The sequence below is a fragment of the Bizionia sp. genome, assembly GCF_048259285.1.
GTDB lineage: Bacteria > Bacteroidota > Bacteroidia > Flavobacteriales > Flavobacteriaceae > Algorimicrobium > Algorimicrobium hallyeonense.
In genome coordinates, this window is record NZ_JBLXHU010000004.1 from 117,371 (window position 1) to 139,547 (window position 22,177).

The 22,177-nt window shown below is 34.2% G+C and carries 18 protein-coding genes and 1 pseudogene; 12 read left to right on the forward strand and 7 right to left on the reverse strand.

Annotated features, from left to right (window positions below; genetic code table 11):
• The first annotated feature begins 428 nt into the window (after positions 1–428).
• The 4 genes from ACN0QX_RS03285 (at position 429) to ACN0QX_RS03300 (ending at position 6,084) form a co-directional block, all read left to right on the forward strand.
• Positions 429–1,133: a Curli production assembly/transport component CsgG gene (locus ACN0QX_RS03285; RefSeq protein ID WP_417195531.1), complete on the forward strand. Its 705-nt coding sequence runs from the start codon at positions 429–431 to the stop codon at positions 1,131–1,133.
• A 36-nt stretch (positions 1,134–1,169) separates the two neighbouring features.
• Positions 1,170–2,351 carry an AIR synthase related protein gene (locus ACN0QX_RS03290; RefSeq protein ID WP_417195533.1) on the forward strand — a complete coding sequence of 394 codons (1,182 nt, stop codon included), beginning with the start codon at positions 1,170–1,172 and terminating at the stop codon, positions 2,349–2,351.
• A 30-nt stretch (positions 2,352–2,381) separates the two neighbouring features.
• Positions 2,382–3,350 (forward strand): DUF3078 domain-containing protein, encoded by a 969-nt coding sequence (locus tag ACN0QX_RS03295; protein ID WP_248398372.1) that lies wholly within the window; start codon positions 2,382–2,384, stop codon positions 3,348–3,350.
• A gap of 175 nt (positions 3,351–3,525) precedes the next feature.
• On the forward strand, positions 3,526–6,084 hold the full coding sequence (locus ACN0QX_RS03300) for an adenosylcobalamin-dependent ribonucleoside-diphosphate reductase (protein WP_417195535.1): 2,559 nt from the start codon (positions 3,526–3,528) through the stop codon (positions 6,082–6,084).
• A gap of 243 nt (positions 6,085–6,327) precedes the next feature.
• Here ACN0QX_RS03300 and ACN0QX_RS03305 read toward each other — a convergent pair whose 3' ends face one another.
• Positions 6,328–6,990: an ATP-binding cassette domain-containing protein gene (locus ACN0QX_RS03305; protein ID WP_417195536.1), complete on the reverse strand. Its 663-nt coding sequence runs from the start codon at positions 6,988–6,990 to the stop codon at positions 6,328–6,330.
• A gap of 390 nt (positions 6,991–7,380) precedes the next feature.
• Between ACN0QX_RS03305 and prfA the strand changes: the two genes are divergently transcribed.
• From prfA to ACN0QX_RS03330, 5 genes and pseudogenes are all read left to right on the forward strand, one after another.
• The gene (gene prfA, locus ACN0QX_RS03310) at positions 7,381–8,457 is read left to right on the forward strand and encodes a peptide chain release factor 1 (protein ID WP_248398381.1); all 1,077 of its coding nucleotides are present in this window, start codon (positions 7,381–7,383) and stop codon (positions 8,455–8,457) included.
• Between the two features lie 36 nt (positions 8,458–8,493).
• On the forward strand, positions 8,494–9,315 hold the full coding sequence (gene pyrF / locus ACN0QX_RS03315; protein ID WP_417195538.1) for an orotidine-5'-phosphate decarboxylase: 822 nt from the start codon (positions 8,494–8,496) through the stop codon (positions 9,313–9,315).
• A 259-nt stretch (positions 9,316–9,574) separates the two neighbouring features.
• Positions 9,575–10,423, forward strand: a complete 849-nt coding sequence (locus tag ACN0QX_RS03320; RefSeq protein WP_417195540.1) for a hypothetical protein — start codon at positions 9,575–9,577, stop codon at positions 10,421–10,423.
• 153 nt (positions 10,424–10,576) lie between these two features.
• A pseudogene (locus ACN0QX_RS03325) lies at positions 10,577–10,804 on the forward strand (orotidine 5'-phosphate decarboxylase); the annotation flags it as partial.
• Positions 10,794–11,591 (forward strand): ABC transporter substrate-binding protein, encoded by a 798-nt coding sequence (locus tag ACN0QX_RS03330; RefSeq protein ID WP_417195542.1) that lies wholly within the window; start codon positions 10,794–10,796, stop codon positions 11,589–11,591. The pseudogene ACN0QX_RS03325 and the gene ACN0QX_RS03330, both read left to right, overlap by 11 nt.
• Here the strand turns inward: ACN0QX_RS03330 and ACN0QX_RS03335 are convergent.
• The 3 genes from ACN0QX_RS03335 to ACN0QX_RS03345 all read right to left on the reverse strand — a co-directional run bounded on the left by ACN0QX_RS03335 (position 11,554) and on the right by ACN0QX_RS03345 (position 12,924).
• Complete coding sequence (locus ACN0QX_RS03335; protein WP_248398388.1) at positions 11,554–11,766, reverse strand: Lacal_2735 family protein; 213 nt, start codon at positions 11,764–11,766, stop codon at positions 11,554–11,556. The two genes, ACN0QX_RS03330 and ACN0QX_RS03335, sit on opposite strands and share 38 nt — an antisense overlap.
• A 75-nt stretch (positions 11,767–11,841) precedes the next feature.
• Positions 11,842–12,045 (reverse strand): Lacal_2735 family protein, encoded by a 204-nt coding sequence (locus ACN0QX_RS03340; RefSeq protein WP_066253249.1) that lies wholly within the window; start codon positions 12,043–12,045, stop codon positions 11,842–11,844.
• 171 nt (positions 12,046–12,216) lie between these two features.
• A complete protein-coding gene (locus tag ACN0QX_RS03345) occupies positions 12,217–12,924 on the reverse strand; it encodes a DUF4197 domain-containing protein (RefSeq protein WP_417195543.1) in 708 nt (235 codons plus the stop codon).
• Positions 12,925–13,155: 231 nt separating this feature from the next.
• On the opposite strand from ACN0QX_RS03345, the gene ACN0QX_RS03350 reads away from it, so the two are divergent.
• Complete coding sequence (locus tag ACN0QX_RS03350; protein WP_417195544.1) at positions 13,156–16,590, forward strand: methylmalonyl-CoA mutase family protein; 3,435 nt, start codon at positions 13,156–13,158, stop codon at positions 16,588–16,590.
• Between the two features lie 99 nt (positions 16,591–16,689).
• On the opposite strand, the gene ACN0QX_RS03355 is transcribed toward ACN0QX_RS03350, so the two are convergent.
• From ACN0QX_RS03355 to ACN0QX_RS03365, 3 genes are all read right to left on the reverse strand, one after another.
• Positions 16,690–17,613 (reverse strand): septum formation inhibitor Maf, encoded by a 924-nt coding sequence (locus tag ACN0QX_RS03355; RefSeq protein WP_417195545.1) that lies wholly within the window; start codon positions 17,611–17,613, stop codon positions 16,690–16,692.
• A gap of 674 nt (positions 17,614–18,287) precedes the next feature.
• A complete protein-coding gene (locus ACN0QX_RS03360; protein ID WP_417195546.1) occupies positions 18,288–19,304 on the reverse strand; it encodes a BsuBI/PstI family type II restriction endonuclease in 1,017 nt (338 codons plus the stop codon).
• The gene (locus tag ACN0QX_RS03365) at positions 19,279–20,310 is read right to left on the reverse strand and encodes a DNA cytosine methyltransferase (RefSeq protein WP_417195547.1); all 1,032 of its coding nucleotides are present in this window, start codon (positions 20,308–20,310) and stop codon (positions 19,279–19,281) included. Before ACN0QX_RS03365 ends, ACN0QX_RS03360 begins: the two co-directional genes overlap by 26 nt.
• 408 nt (positions 20,311–20,718) lie before the next feature.
• Here ACN0QX_RS03365 and ACN0QX_RS03370 point away from each other — a divergent pair, with 408 nt between their 5' ends.
• The gene (locus ACN0QX_RS03370) at positions 20,719–21,258 is read left to right on the forward strand and encodes a sigma-70 family RNA polymerase sigma factor (protein ID WP_417195548.1); all 540 of its coding nucleotides are present in this window, start codon (positions 20,719–20,721) and stop codon (positions 21,256–21,258) included.
• A 107-nt stretch (positions 21,259–21,365) separates the two neighbouring features.
• Positions 21,366–22,031 (forward strand): hypothetical protein, encoded by a 666-nt coding sequence (locus ACN0QX_RS03375; RefSeq protein WP_417195549.1) that lies wholly within the window; start codon positions 21,366–21,368, stop codon positions 22,029–22,031.
• Positions 22,032–22,177: the final 146 nt, after the last annotated feature.

A 22,177-nucleotide genomic window follows, 5' to 3' on the forward strand; every position in this document is an offset into this window, starting at 1 on the left:
TGAGCTAAAGGTTCTATTATGTAGTTTGTCTGATATATTTTGTAAGTCAACGAAAATATAATCTAACATGCAAATTTTTGTAAATAAATCGTATTTTTGATATGCTATTAATCATTACAAATTACATTATGAAAAGGCTTATTATAAGTGTTCTTATGCTTATGGCTGCAACCCTGATTTTTTCTCAAGCTAAAGACTCAATCGATGACAATGCGTCAAAGCAAGAAGTTGTTAGTCCAGAGAAAATGTCAACAACATTAGGGTAATATTTGAGTCGGTCACGTTGATGAATTTACCATATTAAAATTTTAAGTATTGTAATATACGTTAAAATTTTAATATGGTTTTTTTATGGCCTTAAATTTTAGTTTGTTGAGGTTATTCTTATAGGAAATTTGTTATATTGCCCACTTGTTAAAAAGCTAATAATGAGATATCTTATTGCAAAATCATCATTTTTAACTCCAATGAAATGGTGTTTTGGTTTAATCATTTCAATTGGTTTATGGAATGGTAGTGCTAGTTTCGCTCAAAATAATTCGGAGCGTGTTCAAGAAACCCAATTACCTAAAACTGATTTCTATGATTATCGCGGCACACATGGTCTGTCTACGGCTTTAGGTTCGGCTGTAATAAATGGGGATTATGCCAATCCGGAATTTGGTATATATATGGGTTTTGGCTATAAAAAATCCATTATTCCACATGTAAATGTTAACCTAACATTTAATAAATTCAATCTCGTATATAAAGATTTGTTTAATAATGGTTTCATGTCGTTCGATTTGAATGCGGAAGTTTTAGTTTTTCCGCACGAGCGTTTCTCACCGTTTGTGTTTTTTGGTGGTGGGGCAAATGCTTCTAACTATTTTGAAGCTGTAGATCCAAAAATGCAAGGAGGTCTCGGTTTAGAGTATATTATTTATGAAGGATTAAGTTTTAGAATTTTTGGTGATTATAACCACGTGTTTAGTGATGCGCTTGATGGTAAAATATATGGAGATGCAGATGATGTTTATTGGCGAATGGGTTGTGGTCTGAATTTTTATTTTGGTGGTGCCAAGAAAAAAGCCAAACTGTTAAATGCTGTGCCAACAATTATTAAAACTAACCTAATTCCTGCCGATAACTAAATAACAATTCTTATTTTTGTGGCTCAATTTTAGGATATGAGTGAAGAAGTAAGTAAACGATATGCGCAAAGAGGTGTTTCGGCCTCAAAAGAAGATGTGCACAACGCCATAAAAAACATAGATAAAGGCTTGTTCCCTAAAGCTTTTTGTAAAATAGTTCCTGATTATTTAACCAACGATTCAGAATATTGCCTAATCATGCATGCAGATGGTGCCGGAACAAAATCATCATTAGCTTATATGTATTGGAAAGAAACAGGCGATTTGTCTGTTTGGAAAGGTATTGCACAAGATGCGTTGATTATGAATATTGATGATTTGCTTTGTGTTGGTGCTACAGATAATATTATGCTTTCTTCAACCATTGGCCGTAATAAAAACAATATTCCTGGCGAAGTGCTTTCGGCTATCATTAATGGAACCGAAGCGCTTATTGCCGATTTAAAATCCTTTGGCGTTACTATTCATTCTACAGGTGGTGAAACAGCTGATGTTGGTGATTTGGTACGAACCATTATTGTGGATTCTACCGTTACAGCTAGAATGAAACGTGCCGATGTAATTGATAATGCAAACATAAAACCTGGAGATGTTATTGTAGGTCTTGAATCTTTTGGTCAAGCTACTTATGAGAAAAGTTACAATGGCGGTATGGGAAGTAATGGCTTAACATCTGCCAGACATGACGTGTTTCATAACTATTTAGCAGAAAAGTATCCAGAAAGTTTTGATGCAGCCGTTCCTAATGACCTGGTTTATTCGGGAGCTATGAAATTAACAGATAGTGTTCCAGATTCGCCAATTGATGCCGGTAAACTAGTGTTATCTCCAACACGAACCTACGCGCCAATTATTAAAGAAATTCTTGATAAATTTTCTAGTGATACCATTCATGGAATGGTGCATTGCAGTGGAGGCGCACAAACAAAAATCTTACATTTTGTGGATAACCTTCATATTGTAAAAGATAATTTATTTCCAGTGCCACCGCTGTTTAAGCTAATCCAAGAACAATCTAAAACAGATTGGAAGGAAATGTACCAGGTGTTTAATTGTGGGCATCGTATGGAGTTATATGTAGATCCAAAAGTAGCAGATACGATTATTAAAATATCTAAATCCTATAATGTTGATGCTAAAATAGTTGGTCGAGTAGAAGCAGCTTCAGCGAAAAAACTAACAATAAAAAGTGAATTTGGTGAGTTTGTATACCATTAAGTTTTAAATCTCCCAAAAAAAAGTAGTTCAATGCATAAGAGTGTTTTTGTAATTTTTATTCTTCTCGTTCAATTTGTAAGTGCGCAACCAGATTCTTTATATTTTAAACCCGCTACTAACCCTAATATTCCCGTTTGGACAAATACCAATACGGCTGGGTTAGATATTAATGAGGTGGCATTTGTTAATTGGAATTCTGGAGGTAGTAACTCTATTTCGGCACTAATAGGACTTAAAAGTATGTTGCGTTACCAGTACCGAAATTTTATTTGGGACAGTAATTTACTTGCACGATACGGACTAAATAAGCAAGAGGAGCAAGAGTTTAGAAAAACTGACGATTTATTAGAAATTAGTTCCAGTTTAGGCTTTCGGAAAAATAAGTTAACTAATTGGTATTATTCGGCACGATTTAGTTTTAAAACGCAGTTTGCCAACGGGTATAGTTATCCAAATACCTCCAATGAGATTTCAAAATTTATGGCGCCTGGATATTTATTCCTTGGTGGTGGTGCAGAGTACGGAAAGAATATTGATAAATTTTCTCTGTATTTTTCACCCTTAACCCTGAAAACGACATTTGTTTTGGATTCAGCATTGTCAGACGCAGGATCATTTGGTGTTCGGCCTGCCGAATATGACTCAAACGGAAACCTGATTCGGTCCGGAGAACGTGTGAGAAAGGAATTAGGTGTTTTGTTAACGAGTGCTTATGAAACAACGCTATTTGAAAACATATCCATTCATAACCTTATGAGTTTCTACACCGATTATATCAACGATTTTGGAAATGTGGATATTGATTGGGAAATTGTTTTAGATTTTAAGGTGAATAATTTTGTTCGCGCAACTTTAGGTTCACATTTAAAATATGATAACGATGTTAAAATTCAGGAGGAAATTGTAAATGTGGAAACTGATGAAACGGAGTTTGTTCCGTTAGGTGCACGTATTCAATGGAAGCAATTGCTAGGTGTTGGTGTTGTTTATGAGTTTTAGAAAAAAAATAATTATTTGTTAACTTTTTTATGTTGATAAGTAATTAGTTTGCTGACAGTCAGTTTGTTATATATTTTTCTTGGAAACTTCATGATTTTTATCATGGATTAAGTTTAAAATTTTTCCGTTATTTACAGTTCGTAAAAAGCAATAAAATTTTAAATAAATATAATCCATGCCAACACAAACCAAAACCCTTACAAAACCAAAAACATATACGCAAGACGAAGCCTTTGAGGCATCCGTTAAATACTTCAATGGAGATGATCTTGCTGCACGTGTTTGGATTAATAAATATGCTTTAAAAGATTCTCAAGGCAATATTTATGAATTAACACCTAACGATATGCATAAACGTATCGCTAAAGAAATTGCGCGAGTAGAAGTTCGTTATCCAAATCCTATGTCTGAACAAGAGATTTTCGATTTAATTAAAGACTTTAAATACATCGTGCCTCAAGGAAGTCCAATGGCTGGAATTGGAAATCCATACCAAACGGGTTCCTTGTCTAATTGTTTTGTAATTGGTAATGATGGCGATTCAGATTCTTATGGAGGAATCATGAAAATAGATCAGGAACAAGTACAATTAATGAAACGTCGTGGTGGTGTTGGTCACGATTTATCGCATATCCGTCCAAAGGGATCTCCAGTTAAAAATTCAGCCTTAACATCTACAGGCATTGTGCCGTTTATGGAGCGTTATTCTAACTCCACACGTGAGGTTGCACAGGATGGTCGTCGTGGTGCTTTAATGTTATCAGTTTCCATAAATCATCCAGATTCAGAAGATTTTATCGATGCTAAATTGGAGCAAGGAAAAGTAACGGGTGCCAATGTATCTGTTCGTATTGATGATGCGTTTATGAATGCCGTTAAAAATAATGGTGAGTATACGCAGACCTATCCTATATTTAGTAAAAACCCAAAAGTTTCTAAAACTATTGATGCCAACGGAATTTGGAAAAAAATTGTGCATAATGCATGGAAATCAGCTGAACCAGGAATTTTGTTTTGGGATACCATTATAAATGAGTCCGTTCCAGATTGTTATGCCGATTTAGGGTATAAAACTGTGTCTACAAATCCATGTGGCGAAATCCCATTATGTCCTTACGATTCATGTCGTTTGCTAGCTATCAACTTATTATCTTATGTTGATAATCCATTTTCAAAACAAGCATCTTTTAACTTCGAATTGTTTAAAAAACACGTGATTGTGGCACAGCGAATCATGGATGACGTTATCGATTTAGAGTTAGAAAAAATTGATGCAATATTGGCAAAAATTGACGCCGATCCAGAACAAGCTGAAATTAAAGCAACAGAGCGTAATTTATGGGTTAACATTCAGAAAAAAGCAGAAGAAGGAAGAAGAACTGGTATTGGTATCACAGCCGAAGGCGATATGTTAGCAGCTTTAGGTATTCAATATGGTAGTGAAGCTGGAAATGCATTTTCAGTGGAAGTTCATAAAACATTAGCTATTGAAACCTATCGTGCATCCGTTATGGCAGCGAAAGAGCGTGGCGCTTTTGCTATTTTCGATTCAGAACGCGAAAAGAATAATCCGTTTATACTTAGATTAAAAGAAGCAGATGAAAAACTGTATTTTGATATGTTGGAGTATGGGCGTCGTAATATAGCCCTATTAACTATTGCACCTACAGGGACAACGAGTTTAATGACACAAACATCATCAGGTATAGAACCTGTTTTCATGCCTGTTTACAAGCGGAGACGAAAGGTAAACCCAAATGATAAACATGTACGCATTGATTTCGTTGATGAGGTTGGCGATTCTTGGGAAGAATATGTGGTGTTTCACCACCGTTTTAAGCAGTGGATGGACGTAAATGGGATTGATTCTTCGCAAAACTTCACACAAGAAGAGTTAGATGATCTTATTAAGAAATCACCATATTATAAGGCAACGTCTAACGATGTGGATTGGTTAAGTAAAGTAACCATGCAAGGTGCGGTACAAAAATGGGTAGATCATTCTATTTCTGTTACTATCAACTTACCGAACGATGTAAGTGAAGAATTAGTAGGCGATTTGTATTTAAAAGCTTGGGAAGTAGGTTGTAAAGGTGTAACCGTTTATCGTGACGGATCGCGTTCCGGAGTACTTATTTCAAACGATGAGAAAAAGGAAGAAAGTCAAGCAGAAACCTTAACAAATTTCCCTGTTAAACGCCCAGAAGTGTTAGATGCTGATGTGGTGCGTTTTCAGAATAAAAAAGAAAAATGGATTGCATTTATTGGTTTAATAGATGGGAAACCCTACGAAATTTTCACAGGTTTAGCAGATGATGAAGACGGTATTTTAATTCCACGTTGGGCTGAAAAAGGCGTAATCATGAAAAGCCGAAACGAAGACGGAACCTCACGGTACGATTTTCAGTATGAAAACAAACGCGGATATAAAACAACCATTGAAGGCTTATCGCATAAATTTAATCCAGAATACTGGAACTATGCGAAACTAATTTCAAGTACGTTGCGTCATGGAATGCCAATTGATAATATTGTAGAGTTAATTAATAGTTTACAATTAGATAGTGAATCTATCAACACGTGGAAAAATGGTGTTGGTCGTGCGTTGAAACGTTATGTTGCCGATGGAACGAAAGCCAAAGGTCATAGATGTACTAATTGCGAATCGGAAAATTTAATTTACCAAGAAGGTTGCCTGACCTGTAAGGATTGTGGCTCTTCAAAATGTGGTTAAAACAAAAAAAATGTGTTAATTGTAAAAAAAAAACGCTATTTCTAATGAGATAGCGTTTTTTAATTATAATCAGTATTTGCTGCTATTCTAAACCTTAAAGATGTAATTCTGAAACAAATTCAGAATAATGGTATTTGGTGTTTTGGAAGGTTCTTTAATGTTTTTTTACGCATTCAAGAATCGCAATTGGTTGGCGTGAATTTCATAGTACTTCCAACATAAAATTAGTGGCAACAACGCCATTTATCTCAACATATCCTGACTAATATATTTATAATCTTCTAACAATTTTAAATCCGTTATTAATTTAGAATGGCCATCTTTTATCAAATATAAATTATCGCTAGTTTCAATAATATCACGATATAAATGATCGGTTATAATGATAATTTTTCGCTGTTTTTCTTCAGCAATAAGCTCTTTTATTTTTTCAATATACAAAGGTGCTACATGAGAAAATGGTTCGTCTAAAAGCACAATGTCTGTCGAGCTTTTTAATAGCATGTATGTTTCCACAACACGACGTTCGCCACCTGAAAGCTGATGAAATTTATAGTTTTTATAGATGGAAAAGGATTCAAAATGCGCAATGAATTCGTTCCAATTCACTTGAAATAATTTGAAAGCTGTTTGTAGTTTTAAGTTGTTGGGCGCAATTGGAAGTTGTGGTAGAAAATGAACGCGTTCGGTTCTGTACAAAGGTTTTAATATGGGTTTACTATCCAATCGGATTAGTTTATACTTTGGTTTTAAGGTGCCAAAAATAATATTCAGAATACAACTTTTTCCGCAGCCATTACTACCCAATATCCCGGTAACTTCACCCGTTTGGGCTTTTAGATAAATGCCATTAAGAATGCGCTTTTCTTTAAAATACAGCTCAACATTATCTAATTCTAAAATCATATAAAAACGCCAATCAACTTATAAAATAGGCTGGTTATAAAGATATCAATAATATAAATAATACCGAAGAGTTTGAAGGATGATATCCCCAGGTTCTTATAAAAAATGAGTTTGCGTTTGGCGGTTGTTTCGGAAAGGAAATACCATAAAAATCCGGTTAAAAATAGTTTTGCTAGGCAAATAACAGCATATTCAGAACCAAGAGAAATTAATAAAATAGTTGCCGCAAATGACCAAATTAGGTAAGGTTTGTAAAATAATAATATGGCTCCGAAACGTTGTATCATGACATAAAAACGGAAAATTAGATTAATTATTTTTAAAGTCATTCATAAAAAATATATCAATTCATAAATTATCGTATTTTTGGGGTACAATTCAAGGAAGAAGATGTTAGACAAATTACAGATTATAAAGCAGCGTTTTGATGAGGTGAGTGATTTAATCATTCAACCGGATATCATTACAGATCAGAAACGCTATGTGGCTTTAAATAAAGAGTACAAGGATTTAAGGTTGTTAATGGATAAGCGTGAGGTCTATTTGGAGCTTACCAACAACCTAAAAGAAGCCGAAGAAATTCTAGATGATGGTAGCGATCCAGAAATGGTAGAAATGGCTAAAATGCAATATGAAGAAGCTAAAGAAGGGATTCCGAAATTAGAGGATGAAATTAAATTTATGTTGATTCCGAAGGATCCCCAAGATTCTAAAAATGCAGTGGTAGAACTACGTGCCGGAACTGGTGGTGATGAGGCGAGTATTTTTGCAGGTGATTTATTTCGTATGTATTCCAAATACTGCGAGAGTAAAGGATGGAAGGTAGACACGGTAGATTATAGTGAAGGTACTAATGGTGGATTTAAAGAAATTCAGTTTGAAGTTACGGGTGATGATGTATACGGAACGCTTAAATTTGAAGCAGGTGTTCACCGTGTACAGCGTGTTCCGCAAACAGAAACCCAAGGTCGTGTGCATACCAGTGCAGCAACGGTTATGGTATTTCCGGAAGCTGAAGAATTTGATGTAGAAATTAATCCGAAAGATGTTCGAGTCGATTTTTTCTGTTCGTCAGGTCCTGGTGGTCAGTCGGTAAATACAACCTATTCAGCCGTGCGTTTAACGCATATTCCTACCGGATTGGTAGCCCAATGTCAAGATCAGAAATCCCAACATAAAAACAAGGAAAAAGCTTTTAAAGTATTGCGTTCCCGTTTATATGATATGGAATTAGCCAAGAAAATGGAAGAAGATTCTGCCTTGCGAGGAACGATGGTAACATCTGGTGATAGAAGTGCAAAAATTAGAACGTACAACTATTCACAAGGTCGTGTAACCGATCATAGAATTGGATTAACGCTTTACGATTTATCGAATATTGTAAATGGGGATATTCAAAGAATTATAGATGAATTAATGCTGGCGGACAACACCGAGAAGTTGAAGGCTAGTGATGAACATATTTAATTTTAAAGCCTCTATTTTTGAGGCTTTTTTTATAACATGACAACACAACAACTAACGGAACAAATCCAAAAAAAACAATCCTTTTTATGTATTGGGTTGGATGTGGATTTGAATAAAATTCCACAATATTTACTGCAGGAGGAAGATCCTATTTTTGCGTTCAATAAAGCTATTATAGATGCTACACATCATGTGTGCGTAGCCTACAAGCCCAATACAGCATTTTATGAAGCTTATGGTTTAAAAGGTTGGCAAGCACTTGAAAAAACCATTAATTATTTAAACGAAAAGCATCCGGATATTTTTACCATTGCAGATGCAAAACGTGGCGATATAGGAAATACAAGTAGCATGTATGCCAAAGCTTTTTTAGAGGATTTAGGGTTTGATAGTGTAACTGTAGCACCTTACATGGGTAAAGATTCAGTGGAACCGTTTTTGGCTTTCAAAAACAAACACACGATTTTATTAGCCTTAACCTCTAATCAAGGTGCTTTCGATTTTCAAACGAAACAGATTGATGATAAAGAGTTGTACAAACAGGTTTTAGAAACCTCTAAAACATGGGAGAATTCTGAAAACCTCATGTATGTTGTTGGTGCGACTAAAGCAGAATATTTTTCGGAAATTCGGAAAATTATTCCAAACAGCTTTTTGCTCGTTCCTGGTGTTGGCGCGCAAGGTGGAAACTTACAGGATGTCTGTAAATATGGTATGGCTGATAACGTGGGATTACTAATCAATTCATCTAGAGGAATAATCTATGCATCCAATCAAGCCGATTTTGCGGAAGCAGCAGCCCAAAAAGCTCAAAATATGCAAATGGAAATGGCAAGTATTTTAAACCATGCAGATTAAAGATCAACTACAAAGAAATATCCATTTAAACAATACACCAAAACGTATAGTGTGTCTTGTGCCAAGTATCACCGAACTAATTTACGATTTAGGTTTGGAGTCATCATTGGTTGGTGTGACGAAGTTTTGTGTCCAACCACGTCATAGTCATATCATGACTAATGTTTTGTTATTTGTTGTGTGGGTGTTCTGTTTTTAAATATAATATGCTTTATATAAACATTTTAAGTCTAGAAAGATATTATTGATTTTTTGATGTATGAAAAATAATGAACTATTAAAAATTATTGAATCTACTGCAGTTTCCGTTGCATCTTCATTTCCTGTCCTTGCATCATTGGCAACAGGTTGGAATGAATATAAGAACCACGTCCAAACTCGGAATGTTAAAAATATTATGGAAGTTTTTTATTATAAATTAAATGAAATTGACCATAAAATAAGTCATCAATATTTAGAGTCTGATAATTTAAAAGCTTTAATAGTTAAGACTTGTTTTTATGGGAAAGAAGAAATATCTAACGAAAAAAGAAAAATGTTGAGTCAGTTTCTAGTTAACTCCTGTACTAATGAACACTATGAGGATGTTACAAAAAATTCAATTTTAGAAACAATTATTAAATTATCTGGTTTCGATGTTTTAATTCTTGAAATGATTGTTGGTGATATTAACAAACCGCAATACTTAATGCTTTCTGGAAAAGAAAAATACGACCCAAATATTAAATCTTGGTCTGCAATGAGTGAGATTACTGTTATAAAATTAGCTAAACAAACAAATGAAAAAGACGTGTTATTAACATTAGAATATCTAATATCTGTTGGAGTAATAGAAAATTCAAGTCAGAAGGCTTTTAATAATGATATTGATGGTTATATTCGTCGTTTTTTGGAAAAGAAAGAATATCAAGACTTACTAAATAAGATAAAAAAATTGAGGAAACCCAATGCTACACCCAAAGAATCTATTGAACTTAAAAACCTTGAAGAACAACATCAGAGATATTTGGAGAAAAAAGAAACTGAATATAATGTAACATCTAATAATGAAAAGCATTATGTTGGTACTGCGCTTGGTTTATCTGTTTTAGCTTATTTGAAAGAATGAAATTGTGCCATACAAATAACATTGAATTATTAAAGGTTTGATTTAAGCGATAAACTAAATCACATAATTCATTCAAGCAATTAATTGACACCTCAAAAAAGTTATTAATGTAAATTCAATCATATATTTAATCTCTGAAAGGAAATTAGTAAACGGAAAATTATTCCAAACAGTTTTTTACTTGTTTCTGGTGTTGGAGCACAAGGCGGAAATTTACAAGATGTTTGTAAATATGGATTGAATAAAGATATAGGTTTATTAATCAATTCATCTAGAGGGATAATCTATGCATCCAATCAAGAAGATTTTGCAAAAGCAGCAGCTAAAAAAGCTCAAAATATGCAACAGGAAATGGCAAGTATTTTAAACCATGCAGATTAAAGATCAACTACAAAGACCTATTACTTTAAACAACAGGCCAAAACGTATAGTGTGTCTTGTGCCGAGTATTACCGAACTAATTTGCGATTTAGGTTTGGCGTCATCACTGGTTGGTATTACCAAATTTTGCGTGCATCCGCAGCATATCACATCAAAGGTGGCAGTAGTTGGTGGAACCAAGCAAGTGCATTATGATAAAATTAGAGATTTAAATCCGGATATTATTCTGTGTAATAAAGAAGAAAATACGCCGGAAATGACTCGTGAGTTGGAAGCTATTGCAACAGTCCACATTAGCGATATTAATACGGTTGAAGATTGTTTGGAGCTAATTGAAATGTATGGTGCTATTTTTCAATGTTTACCTCAAGCCAAAAACCTAATTTCAAAAATTACAACCGTTAAAACAGATTTTGAAAACTTTATAAAATCACAGCCTGTTAAGGAAGTAGCTTATTTTATTTGGAAAGATCCTTGGATGGTTGCAGCAAATGACACTTTTGTAAATTATATGCTCAAGCTAAATAATTTCAAAAATAGCTTTCAAAAAGAGACGCGTTATCCTGAAATTGCTATGGAAAAAATATATCCAACTATAGAGCTGGTATTATTATCCAGTGAGCCCTATCCATTTAAAAATGAGCATAAAAGCCTCATTCAAACACAGTTTCCAAACGCCAAAATCCTTTTGGTGGATGGCGAAATGTTTTCATGGTATGGTAGCCGATTGGTATTAGCTTTTGAATATTTTAAAACGTGGCATCGCACTGTTTTGACTTCAGAATAATCTGCTTTATTTTTCGGGCTTCAAAATATAACATATCGCTTAAACTAGCGTCTGTCATACTCACATTGTAAGCTTCTTCAATAAAGTTTTTATATGTATTCTCAAGTTCCTTTAAACCTAATATTTGTTTTAAATCGACTTTTACTTTTCCTATTTTACAGAATTGTGCACTCATAATTACTTGTTTTAAAAAGATATACGAGTAGAGCCTTGACAACAGATGTTGGTAAAAGTTAAAGTTAATCTAAAATTAAGACGAAATAGTTCGTTGTGAAGTCTCTCTATTTAAATACTTTAAACGATTTAATTTATTTAAAAGTTTAATGGCTTTAAATTCTGAAATATCGCTTTGTGCAGAATCAGTTTGCCTTAAATTATAGGCTTGTTCAACGAGTATTTTATAGCGTGATTGCAGTTTGATTTGGGACTGCTTGAGTTTTGAGAGATTTTCCATTTTTTGCCATATTGAATATTAAATATATTTAAAATATTGATAGAGAGCAAATTAAAATTAATAATTGTTAATAAAAAAAATCGATTTGTTTCCAAATCGACTTTAAGTCAATCAAATTCCAATATTCGAAGAAAAGGAATAATGAATTTTGTTCTGTATGGTTTCTAGTAATTAATCTTGTAAAGCAAACACTTTTCGTAAAATATCGGTTGTTCTAGAACTTAATTTAGTTCGGATATCTTTCTCCTCAACCGCAATCATTTTATAAACACCTTTTAGTGCTTCTTCAGTAACATAATCTGTTAAGTCGGGATTTACATTGGTTGTAAATGGAATACTATTATAACGCGTAATTAAGTTTGACCAAATTTGATCTGCACCTACTTTTTTAAAGGAGTTATTAATAATAGGTTGAAATTCTGTATATAATTCCGATTCTGTTCGGCCAGCCAAATAACGTGTTGCGGCATCATCGTTTCCTAATAAAATAGATTTAGCATCATTAAACGTAATGCCTTTTACAGCATTAATAAAAATAGGCGTTGCCGTTCCAACAGCATCTTCGGCTGCACGATTTAATACTTTTAAACCTTCATCTGCTAAACTTCCTAAACCAATATCGCGTAAGGCTTTATCTACTTTCTGTAATTCTTCTGGGAGGAGAATTTTTACAAGATCATTCTTATAAAAACCATCTTGTTTCATAAGTGTGCTCACTTGTTTGTCTATTCCTTGATCCAATGCTTGACGTAAACCATTGGCAATATCCGTATTGGAAATGCCAGGTGTGTTTTCAGGTAAATTATCAACTACTTGTTGCAGTTCAGCACATGCTGTTAGATTCAAAATTAGGACGAGGACAATTAAACGTTTTATCATGATTTGTTTTATTCAATTTTGAACAAAGATAAATATTCAGAACATATATTATTTCAAAAGCCTTATTAATTTCTAGCCATTTCTAGGTCTCGTTCACATTAAAATCCTGAAATTCAATACTATTTTTAATATCCTTACTGAAAAATGCATGCGTAAAGGGCATCTCATGGCTCATCTTTAAATTAATACAGTAATATTCCTTAAATTTGCCATGCTTAAAAAACAATTTGAATGAAAAATATTGCACCATATAATCCAAAATATAAAGTACGAATCGTAACGGCCGCCTCGCTTTTTGATGGTCATGACGCATCCATAAATATTATGCGTCGTATTATCCAAGCTACAGGTGTTGAGGTGATTCATCTTGGACATGATAGAAGTGTTGAAGAGGTTGTAAATACAGCAATTCAAGAAGATGCAAATGCCATTTGCTTAACCAGTTACCAAGGTGGTCATAATGAGTATTTTAAATATATGTATGATTTGCTAAAAGAAAAAGGTGCTAGTCATATTAAAATCTTCGGAGGAGGAGGAGGTGTAATTTTACCTTCAGAAATTAAGGAATTAATGGATTATGGAATTACCCGTATTTACTCGCCAGATGATGGTCGTGAAATGGGTTTACAAGGCATGATTAATGATTTGGTTCAGCAATCTGATTTTGCCATAGGCGATTCTTTAGATACTAAAATTGATGAATTGCCAAGTAAAAATCCGAAGGCTATTGCTCGCGTTATTTCTTCAGCTGAAAACTTTCCGGATGTTGCTAAAAGTACCTTGAATAAAATTCATGAAAAGAATAAAAATTCAAAAACGCCAGTTCTTGGAATTACGGGAACGGGAGGTGCTGGTAAATCATCGTTAGTTGATGAATTAGTAAGACGTTTTTTAATCGATTTTCCGGAAAAAACGGTAGGTCTAGTTTCGGTAGATCCATCTAAACGTAAAACAGGAGGTGCACTTTTAGGCGATAGAATTCGTATGAATGCTATTAATAACGCTCGCGTTTATATGCGTAGTTTGGCAACACGTCAGTCTAATTTAGCGTTGTCTAAATATGTTCATGAAGCCGTTCAGGTTTTAAAAGCGGCAGAATATGATTTAATTATTTTGGAGACATCGGGAATTGGACAATCCGATACCGAAATTATCGAGCATTCAGATGTGTCTTTATATGTTATGACTCCGGAATTTGGAGCAGCCACTCAATTGGAAAAAATAGACATGCTTGATTTTGCTGATTTAGTAGCTATCAATAAATTCGATAAACGTGGTTCTTTGGATGCGCTTCGTGATGTAAAAAAACAATATATGCGTAACAATCATTTGTGGGACACTCCACAAGATGAGTTGCCAGTTTACGGAACCATTGCATCACAATTTAACGATCCAGGTATGAATACGCTTTATAAAGCTGTCATGGATAAATTGGTTGAAAAAGCGGATTCTGAATTACAATCAACCTTCCATATTTCGGATGAAATGAGCGAGAAGATTTTTGTTATTCCGCCATCAAGAACACGTTATTTATCAGAAATTGCCGAAAGTAATCGCGCTTATGATAAAACAGCCAATGAACAAGTTGATGTTGCACAAAAATTATATGGGATTTATAAAACGATATGTTCGGTTGCTAACATTTCTACCGAAAGTGAGAAATCGCTTTTAAACAAGTTTGGTGTTAATCAAGAAGAGATTCTTCACGCTGTTCAGAAGGATAAAGCCAACTTTGTTAAAATGCTTATAGCAGAATTTGATCGTGTTAAATTAAATTTAGACCCTTACAATTGGGAAGTCATTACCGGTTGGGATGACAAAGTAAATAAATATAAAAATCCAATTTATTCCTTTAAAGTTCGCGATAAAGAAATAAAAATTGAAACCCATACCGAGTCCTTATCACACACGCAAATTCCAAAAGTAGCCTTACCAAAATATCAAGCATGGGGCGATATTTTAAGATGGTGTTTACAAGAAAATGTACCTGGTGAATTTCCATACACATCAGGTTTATATCCTTTTAAACGTACAGGTGAAGATCCAGCACGTATGTTTGCGGGTGAAGGTGGACCAGAACGTACCAACAGACGTTTTCATTACGTAAGTGCAGGTTTACCAGCCAAGCGTTTATCAACTGCTTTTGATAGTGTAACGCTTTACGGAAACGATCCAGATTTACGTCCAGATATTTATGGGAAAATTGGAAATGCTGGTGTGTCTATTTGCTGTTTAGACGATGCCAAGAAACTCTATTCTGGTTTCGATTTAGCCAACGTGATGACTTCGGTTAGTATGACAATTAATGGTCCTGCACCCATGTTATTAGGGTTCTTTATGAATGCAGCTATCGATCAGCAATGTGAAATGTATATTAAAGAAAACGGCCTTGAAAAAGAAGTAGAAGCTAAAATAGCCAAACTTTATAAAGGTAAGGAGCGTCCGCAATATTATGGCGATTTACCAGATGGTAACAACGGTTTAGGGCTTATGTTGTTAGGCGTAACAGGCGATCAAGTATTACCTGCAGATGTGTATGCAGACATTAAAAAGAACACCATTGCGCAAGTGCGAGGAACGGTTCAAGCAGATATTTTAAAGGAAGATCAAGCACAAAATACTTGTATTTTCTCTACCGAATTCGCTTTGCGATTAATGGGAGATGTTCAGGAATACTTTATTGAGAATAATGTGCGTAATTTTTATTCGGTTTCTATTTCTGGCTACCATATTGCAGAAGCAGGAGCCAACCCAATTACACAATTGGCCCTGACTTTATCTAATGGTTTCACTTATGTGGAATATTATTTAAGTCGTGGTATGGACATCAATAAATTTGGTCCAAACTTATCCTTCTTTTTCTCAAATGGAATTGATCCAGAATATGCGGTTATAGGTCGTGTGGCCCGAAAAATATGGTCCAAAGCCATGAAAAACAAGTATGGTGCTAATGCTAGAGCGCAAATGCTGAAATATCATATCCAAACATCCGGACGTAGTTTACACGCGCAGGAAATTGATTTTAATGATATTAGAACCACGCTTCAAGCTTTATATGCTATTTATGATAACTGTAATTCCTTACATACCAATGCGTATGATGAAGCCATTACCACACCAACAGAAGAATCGGTGCGTCGTGCTATGGCTATACAGTTAATTATTAATAAAGAATTAGGATTGGCCAAGAATGAAAATCCAATTCAAGGTTCGTTTATTATAGAAGAATTAACCGATTTAGTTGAAGAAGCTGTCTTGTTAGAATTTGATAGAATTACGGAGCGTGGTGGTGTTTTAGGCGCTATGGAAACCATGTACCAACGTAGTAAAATACAAGAAGAAAGCTTGTATTACGAAACCTTAAAGCATAACGGCGAATTCCCAATTATAGGTGTGAATACCTTTTTAAGTTCTAAAGGGTCTCCAACAGTTCAACCAGCGGAAGTTATTCGCGCTACAGAAGCCGAAAAGCAAAATCAGATTACAACCTTAAAGAATTTACATGAGTCCAAAGACACGACGGACTTATTAAAAGATCTTCAAAATAGAGCCATTCATAATGAGAATATTTTTGAAGCTTTAATGGATGTTTGTAAAGTGTGTAGTTTAGGTGAAATTACATCTGCTTTATTTGAAGTTGGCGGTCAGTATAGACGAAATATGTAAGCTAATTATCTATGCAATTATAAAAAAAGAGGATAACATAGGTTGTCCTCTTTTTTGTTGGTAAAACTAACATAGTGCGTTTATTTCTTGGACGGTTTCCTACTTGATGAGCTGCAATGCGTCACGCTTACTTTCGTCAGAGCGTTTTTTTTGCTCCCAATACGGTTCGTTGATACTTTTTTTCAATTGCGCTTCCGTTATTAACCCATCACCATTATTTTCGGTCCACGCGAGAATTTTATACGGAAATTGTTTTTCAACATTAATCGTAACTGTTCTGTTATAATTCAGGTACTGAACGGTGTAGTTTGTTGTGGAATCTGTTTCGGTTTTGCTAATTTCGGCTTTGGTAGCTTCTAAATCTTTATGGTTAAAACGACTGTATAATGTGGAGAAAATCATGTTGGTTTTTCCCAAAGGAAGTTGCCCTTTATGGATGCGAATTCGCGTCATCAATTCGTCTTCTAAAAGTGCAATAGGCATATCCTTTTCCGTATCTCCTTCTGCTTCAAAGTATGAGAATTCCTGAAAATGATAATTGCTTTCCTTTAAGTTGAGCTGCGTAAATGTATGTCCACACCATTCTTGGATACTTGTGTTTAGCTTTAAAGTATGCGGATGTTTTTGTGAGTTTATAGGTGTAAATGTTGAGCTTACAACAGAATAATCGTAGATCCCTGTATTAAATTTTCTAATGTTATTAAGTTTCATAACTGATACATTATCTGCACCAGCAGCATCGGGATTATCAAGTTTCACCTGTTTGCTTAATGAAAATGGTTCAGTAACAAAGATAAGAACCACTTCGCCATCACGAATTTCACCATACCGAGATTGCTTTAAAGAGTAACTGTTCAGTTCGGCTTTGCCTGTATACCAATACGCTTTAAACTCGTCGTCCACAGCTGCTGGATTCCATTGTATTTCTGCCGTTGTTGCCGTATCGGCTGCCTTCTTATCCTGTTTACAGGCAAGCAACGAAAAGATGGCTAATATGCAGTATGTTTTTAAAAGGTGTGTCATTTCTTGAAAGGATTTATTTTATTGTTATGCACAGTGCTTATTAGATTCTTGTGGTTTTAATCAGGACGGATGAAATTTCTGTCTAACGGTTTTGTATAAGATTAGTGGCGTGTTGAGTGCGAGGATTTTCCGAAGGAAAATCGGAAGCAAGCAAACACGCACTTTTCCTTTGATTAAGCACTAAAATAAACATTTTTTATACACAGTGTTGGCAACTCGCTTTTTTATTCAATTACGATAAGTATTCATTTATTAAATAAATCAAAAAGAGAGGTGATATAAACGATATTGCAAAGTAGAAATAGGAGAATATTTTGAACCTTAACGATATTTCTAGCTTTCTTCGAACTATTTTTTCAGTTCTATTCTTAATTTGATACTGATAAAAATTTAAAATTGTCACTCCGATATTAATGATTAAAAACCATTTAGGTAAAAAAGAAAAATCAATTCTAAAAAAATAATAAACAAGAATTACAAAGAAAAATATATTTAAAGACTGCACAGTTGAAATTATTATAATCGGAAGATACTGCGGTGTATCATCACTATTTTTCTTCAAATTATAATAATAGAGAAAGAGTTTGTCGTAAAAATTATAGATTTTCTCCAATTACTTGTCTGATATTATTTTTTTTAGCTTGTTATCAACGTTGTTGTGACTAGTGTTTTCTTTATTCCGGTTTATATGGTCCAAGAAATTTGTCTCCGTTAAAATGTATTAAATGGTCTGGGTTGTCAGCAATCCATACTTCTGTTTCCCAAGCAACATCTGTCATAAATTGTCTGAACTTTGGTCTGTTCAAAAATGCTGTTACATATACTATGTCAGCTTTACAGTCTTTCGTTAGTTTTTGAAGTTGGATTAGTCTCAATTCGCTAATCGGACCCGAAGAGTGAACTGCTTCTATCAAATAGAGCCAATTCTTTTTCTTCGAATATGCGATAACATCAGGTAATTCTTCGTGTGAAATTTCAAAGAAGTTTAGTTCTTCAAGTTTTTCTTTTTCTAAATAGAGGTATTTGTCAGAGGTATCTCCAACATAAAAGATTTCTGCACGGTGTCCATATCTCGGCAAAAAGTCCTCAATAATCGCTTTTTGTAAATCATTGTGTTCTCCTGCTGAAAAAGTCAGTTCGCCACCTGAAGGAAGCGTAACATTGACTTTAGCTATTTCCCTTTCCCTTTTTAGTTTTTTGCTCAATGGCTCAATATTCTTCAATTTTTCGGATACCTTCTTCTCCCAATCTTTTGAGCCAAAATCTCTAATGAGTTCAGCATAAGTTGGATTGATTGAATAACCACGTGTTGAGTCGTTTGTCGCAGAGTTTGGACTTGATTGCAAAACCACTTCTGCAACTGTTAGTAATTTCAGGTCTTTTCTACGAATGTCGTCATAAGAACCTGAACTTATATTTTCTCCAAAATGATTGTTGACGTAGATTATTATATCTCTTGTTTTAAGAGCATATCCACTATTTAGATCTTTTGAATTTTTAAAATCAGCAATTTTCTTAACGTCAGCACTAGCTAAAAATGTAATTGCCATTCTTTCTAGTCTTCTCGGTGTAGTATCTAAAGGAATTCCAAAAACGTTAAGGATATAAAGCGTTGTATTTATCAGTTCCTGAACTTGGGGCGATTTTTCTCTAAAAGTTTTTGTTTTATCGGGACTGATATATTGCTTCATTCTCAAATAGTTTTAACTGTTCGTTTTCTGTAAGTATATATTGATTTTCATCATCGCACATTAAATGATTTTTAATGTTTAGTGCTAAATTATATGCGAAATTAGGCGCAACAGCATTTCCAATTTGGTTGTATTGGTTTGTTTCTGTTCCTGAAAAGTGAAACCAATCGGGGAAACTTTGAAGTCTGGCGGCTTCTCGAACTGTTATTCTTCTTCTGCGACCATCTTTCAATCTCACTCGGTGCATATCTCCCGTTGCTCCTGCTAAATTTCTACAAGTTAGAGTTCTTGCTGGTCTGTCTAAATACAAATCTCTTGGATTGATACATTTTGACGCTTTTTCATATTTAGCAACGTATCTATCCATAGATTCTGTAAAAAACTTTGATTCTTCGTTAAATTGAAATGCCAGTTCTCCCAAAGCTTGACCTGCGGTTATTTGTTTATTAATTTTTTTTGGAAGATTGATTTTTTGTTTTGAACCCATTACGATTACTCGTTCTCTGTTTTGAGGAACTTCATAATTTTTTGCATTTAAAAGTGAATAGTTGATGTAATACCCCAAACTTTCCAATTCTTCAATCACTTCTTTTAAGTACCATTTGTTTTTGTAGAGCATTCCACGAACGTTTTCAAATAGAAGAACTTCTGGTTCAAGTTGTTTGATTGCCGATAAAAATATAGGAAATCCATCCCTAGAATCCTTTAAACCCAGTTGCTTTCCGCCCACACTAAAAGGCTGACAAGGTGGGCCACCTATTACTATATCAGCTTTCGGATATTTAGATTCAACGGTTAATTTTTCGTTGATACACTTTCCAATTAAATTTTCATTGTAAGTGTTAGCAGCTTGTTCATCCATTTCATAGCCAATAGTCTTAAAACCATTAGCTTCAAATCCAAGGGAAAGTCCGCCGCAACCTGCAAAAAGGTCAAGCACTGTTTTATTCAAATCAGTGTCAATCCAAGGTTTCAGTTTATTATTTATTTCTTCCCAATATTCCATTCTTCAAAGTTACGGATTTTTTTGCATTAGGCACAACAAGCACATATAACCACCTGTTCTAAATGGACTACTAAAATAACATTTAAAAGCAGTAAACAAGCAGAATAATGGGTTAAATTCAATGGGCATTTATAAAGAGACGCGGAGTTGTGTTTAAAATAAAAAATCTTTTTTTGCATCTTTTTGGAAATATTCACGTCTATTATATGAATTTAAAAATTAGATAGTATGAAAAATATAGATTGTACCTGTAACTGTTCAAGTTGTAAAGGTGGTAATTGTGCTGGATGCACCTGTGAAAACTGTACCTGTAACAACTGCAACTGTTAAGATGTGCTAAAAACATTGTAAAGCAGAACGTATTTAGTAAATTTATACTAAAGGTTCTGCTTTTTTAATATTGAGAAAATGACCACACACGATATATGGAATACCTATGCTGATGATATTAAATACTTTATTTTAAGTAAAGTAAAAGAGCCTGCCATTGCTGATGATTTGCTGCAAGAAACCTTTATAAAAGTGCATACCAAAAAGGATATGCTAAAAAATGATGAGAAGTTGAAATCTTGGTTATTTAGCATTGCACGCTTTACGGTTATGGATTATTTTAGAGCACAAAAAACCATAGCCAAATTACCGGAAAATGAATTAGTGGACACAGATTTTACACCCGAGCATACGGAACATGACTGCTTAAGAAGCATAATAAAAAGTTTACCAAAAAAATATAGAGATCCCTTGTTTTTATCTGATATTAAAGGGATGAAACAAGCGGATATAGCACATCAATTACAGTTGGCATTACCTACCGTAAAATCGCAAATACAACGAGGTAGAAAACTAATTACCCAAGGTTTCATGTATTGTTGTGACTTTACACGCAATGATTCTGGTTTTCTAGTTGGCGAAATAAAAGACAAAAAGGACTGTAAAATTTGCCGTTAGAATACCAATTCGCAAACGAGCTTGTATAATTCAACACCTTGTTTTCAGGTGCCAAAGTTGTAATTATATGGATTTAATTATATTTGACGTTTAAAACCAACGATATAATGAAAGAAAACTACTTTAACCTGTACTATAAATTAGTAGCTGTGGTCTGCTTTTTTGTGGCTATTAGCTTTACTCAACGTGTTCATGCGCAAGCCTTTGAAATTACACCATCTTATGGGTATCAATTTGGTGCCAAATTAAATTATGGTGGAAATTATATTAAATTTAATGATAGCGACCAATATGGTGTTACCGTAGGATTTGAAACGTTAAATGAATTAATGGTTGAAGTCAGTTATATTCACCATGGTTCTGAAGCGTTAATCAAGGATTATTTTATTAGTCCTATTGAAAGTCGGTTGGCAGATTTATCAGCAGACTGGATATTGATTGGTGGTAACAGATATTTTGGTAATTCGGATAAAGTGAAGCCCTTTTTTGGTGGAAATTTAGGTATGGTAATTTTATCATCTAGCAATGAAAACCCTCTTTTAACCAACCGCTCGTATAGCGAAACAAAATTCGCATTTAGCTTTAAAGGTGGTGTAAATATCATGTTTAATGAAGTTGTCGGTTTAAACCTGCAAGCCAACCTTATGATGCCCGTGGATTATGGTGGATTTTATGTTTATGGAGGCTCTGGAGGAATTTCAACAGGCGCGGGTGCCAATAGTACAATTGCGCTTTTTGGATTTAGTGGTGGTTTCGTATTCAGAATAGAATAAATATTTAAACGGTATAAGTTTAAAACATTTAAAAAATGACCTCACAGGTTTAGCATCTGTGAGGTTTTTTTATTGTTATATACTTTACTTTCAGAAAATAAGAATCGGTATTAAAGTTGTAAGTTTGTGCCATTCAAATCAACAAA

Bases quoted from the DNA above. Each gene is read 5' to 3' on its own strand.
- ACN0QX_RS03365 (WP_417195547.1), bottom strand. From the start codon at position 20,310: ATGGAATATTGGGAAGAAATAAATAATAAACTGAAACCTTGGATTGAC.
- ACN0QX_RS03295 (WP_248398372.1), top strand. From the start codon at position 2,382: ATGCATAAGAGTGTTTTTGTAATTTTTATTCTTCTCGTTCAATTTGTA.
- ACN0QX_RS03290 (WP_417195533.1), top strand. From the start codon at position 1,170: ATGAGTGAAGAAGTAAGTAAACGATATGCGCAAAGAGGTGTTTCGGCC.
- ACN0QX_RS03320 (WP_417195540.1), top strand. From the start codon at position 9,575: ATGAAAAATAATGAACTATTAAAAATTATTGAATCTACTGCAGTTTCC.
- ACN0QX_RS03300 (WP_417195535.1), top strand. From the start codon at position 3,526: ATGCCAACACAAACCAAAACCCTTACAAAACCAAAAACATATACGCAA.
- ACN0QX_RS03330 (WP_417195542.1), top strand. From the start codon at position 10,794: ATGCAGATTAAAGATCAACTACAAAGACCTATTACTTTAAACAACAGG.
- pyrF (WP_417195538.1), top strand. From the start codon at position 8,494: ATGACAACACAACAACTAACGGAACAAATCCAAAAAAAACAATCCTTT.
- prfA (WP_248398381.1), top strand. From the start codon at position 7,381: ATGTTAGACAAATTACAGATTATAAAGCAGCGTTTTGATGAGGTGAGT.
- ACN0QX_RS03335 (WP_248398388.1), bottom strand. From the start codon at position 11,766: ATGAGTGCACAATTCTGTAAAATAGGAAAAGTAAAAGTCGATTTAAAA.
- ACN0QX_RS03305 (WP_417195536.1), bottom strand. From the start codon at position 6,990: ATGATTTTAGAATTAGATAATGTTGAGCTGTATTTTAAAGAAAAGCGC.
- ACN0QX_RS03350 (WP_417195544.1), top strand. From the start codon at position 13,156: ATGAAAAATATTGCACCATATAATCCAAAATATAAAGTACGAATCGTA.
- ACN0QX_RS03355 (WP_417195545.1), bottom strand. From the start codon at position 17,613: ATGACACACCTTTTAAAAACATACTGCATATTAGCCATCTTTTCGTTG.
- ACN0QX_RS03285 (WP_417195531.1), top strand. From the start codon at position 429: ATGAGATATCTTATTGCAAAATCATCATTTTTAACTCCAATGAAATGG.
- ACN0QX_RS03345 (WP_417195543.1), bottom strand. From the start codon at position 12,924: ATGATAAAACGTTTAATTGTCCTCGTCCTAATTTTGAATCTAACAGCA.
- ACN0QX_RS03370 (WP_417195548.1), top strand. From the start codon at position 20,719: ATGACCACACACGATATATGGAATACCTATGCTGATGATATTAAATAC.
- ACN0QX_RS03360 (WP_417195546.1), bottom strand. From the start codon at position 19,304: ATGAAGCAATATATCAGTCCCGATAAAACAAAAACTTTTAGAGAAAAA.
- ACN0QX_RS03375 (WP_417195549.1), top strand. From the start codon at position 21,366: ATGAAAGAAAACTACTTTAACCTGTACTATAAATTAGTAGCTGTGGTC.
- ACN0QX_RS03340 (WP_066253249.1), bottom strand. From the start codon at position 12,045: ATGGAAAATCTCTCAAAACTCAAGCAGTCCCAAATCAAACTGCAATCA.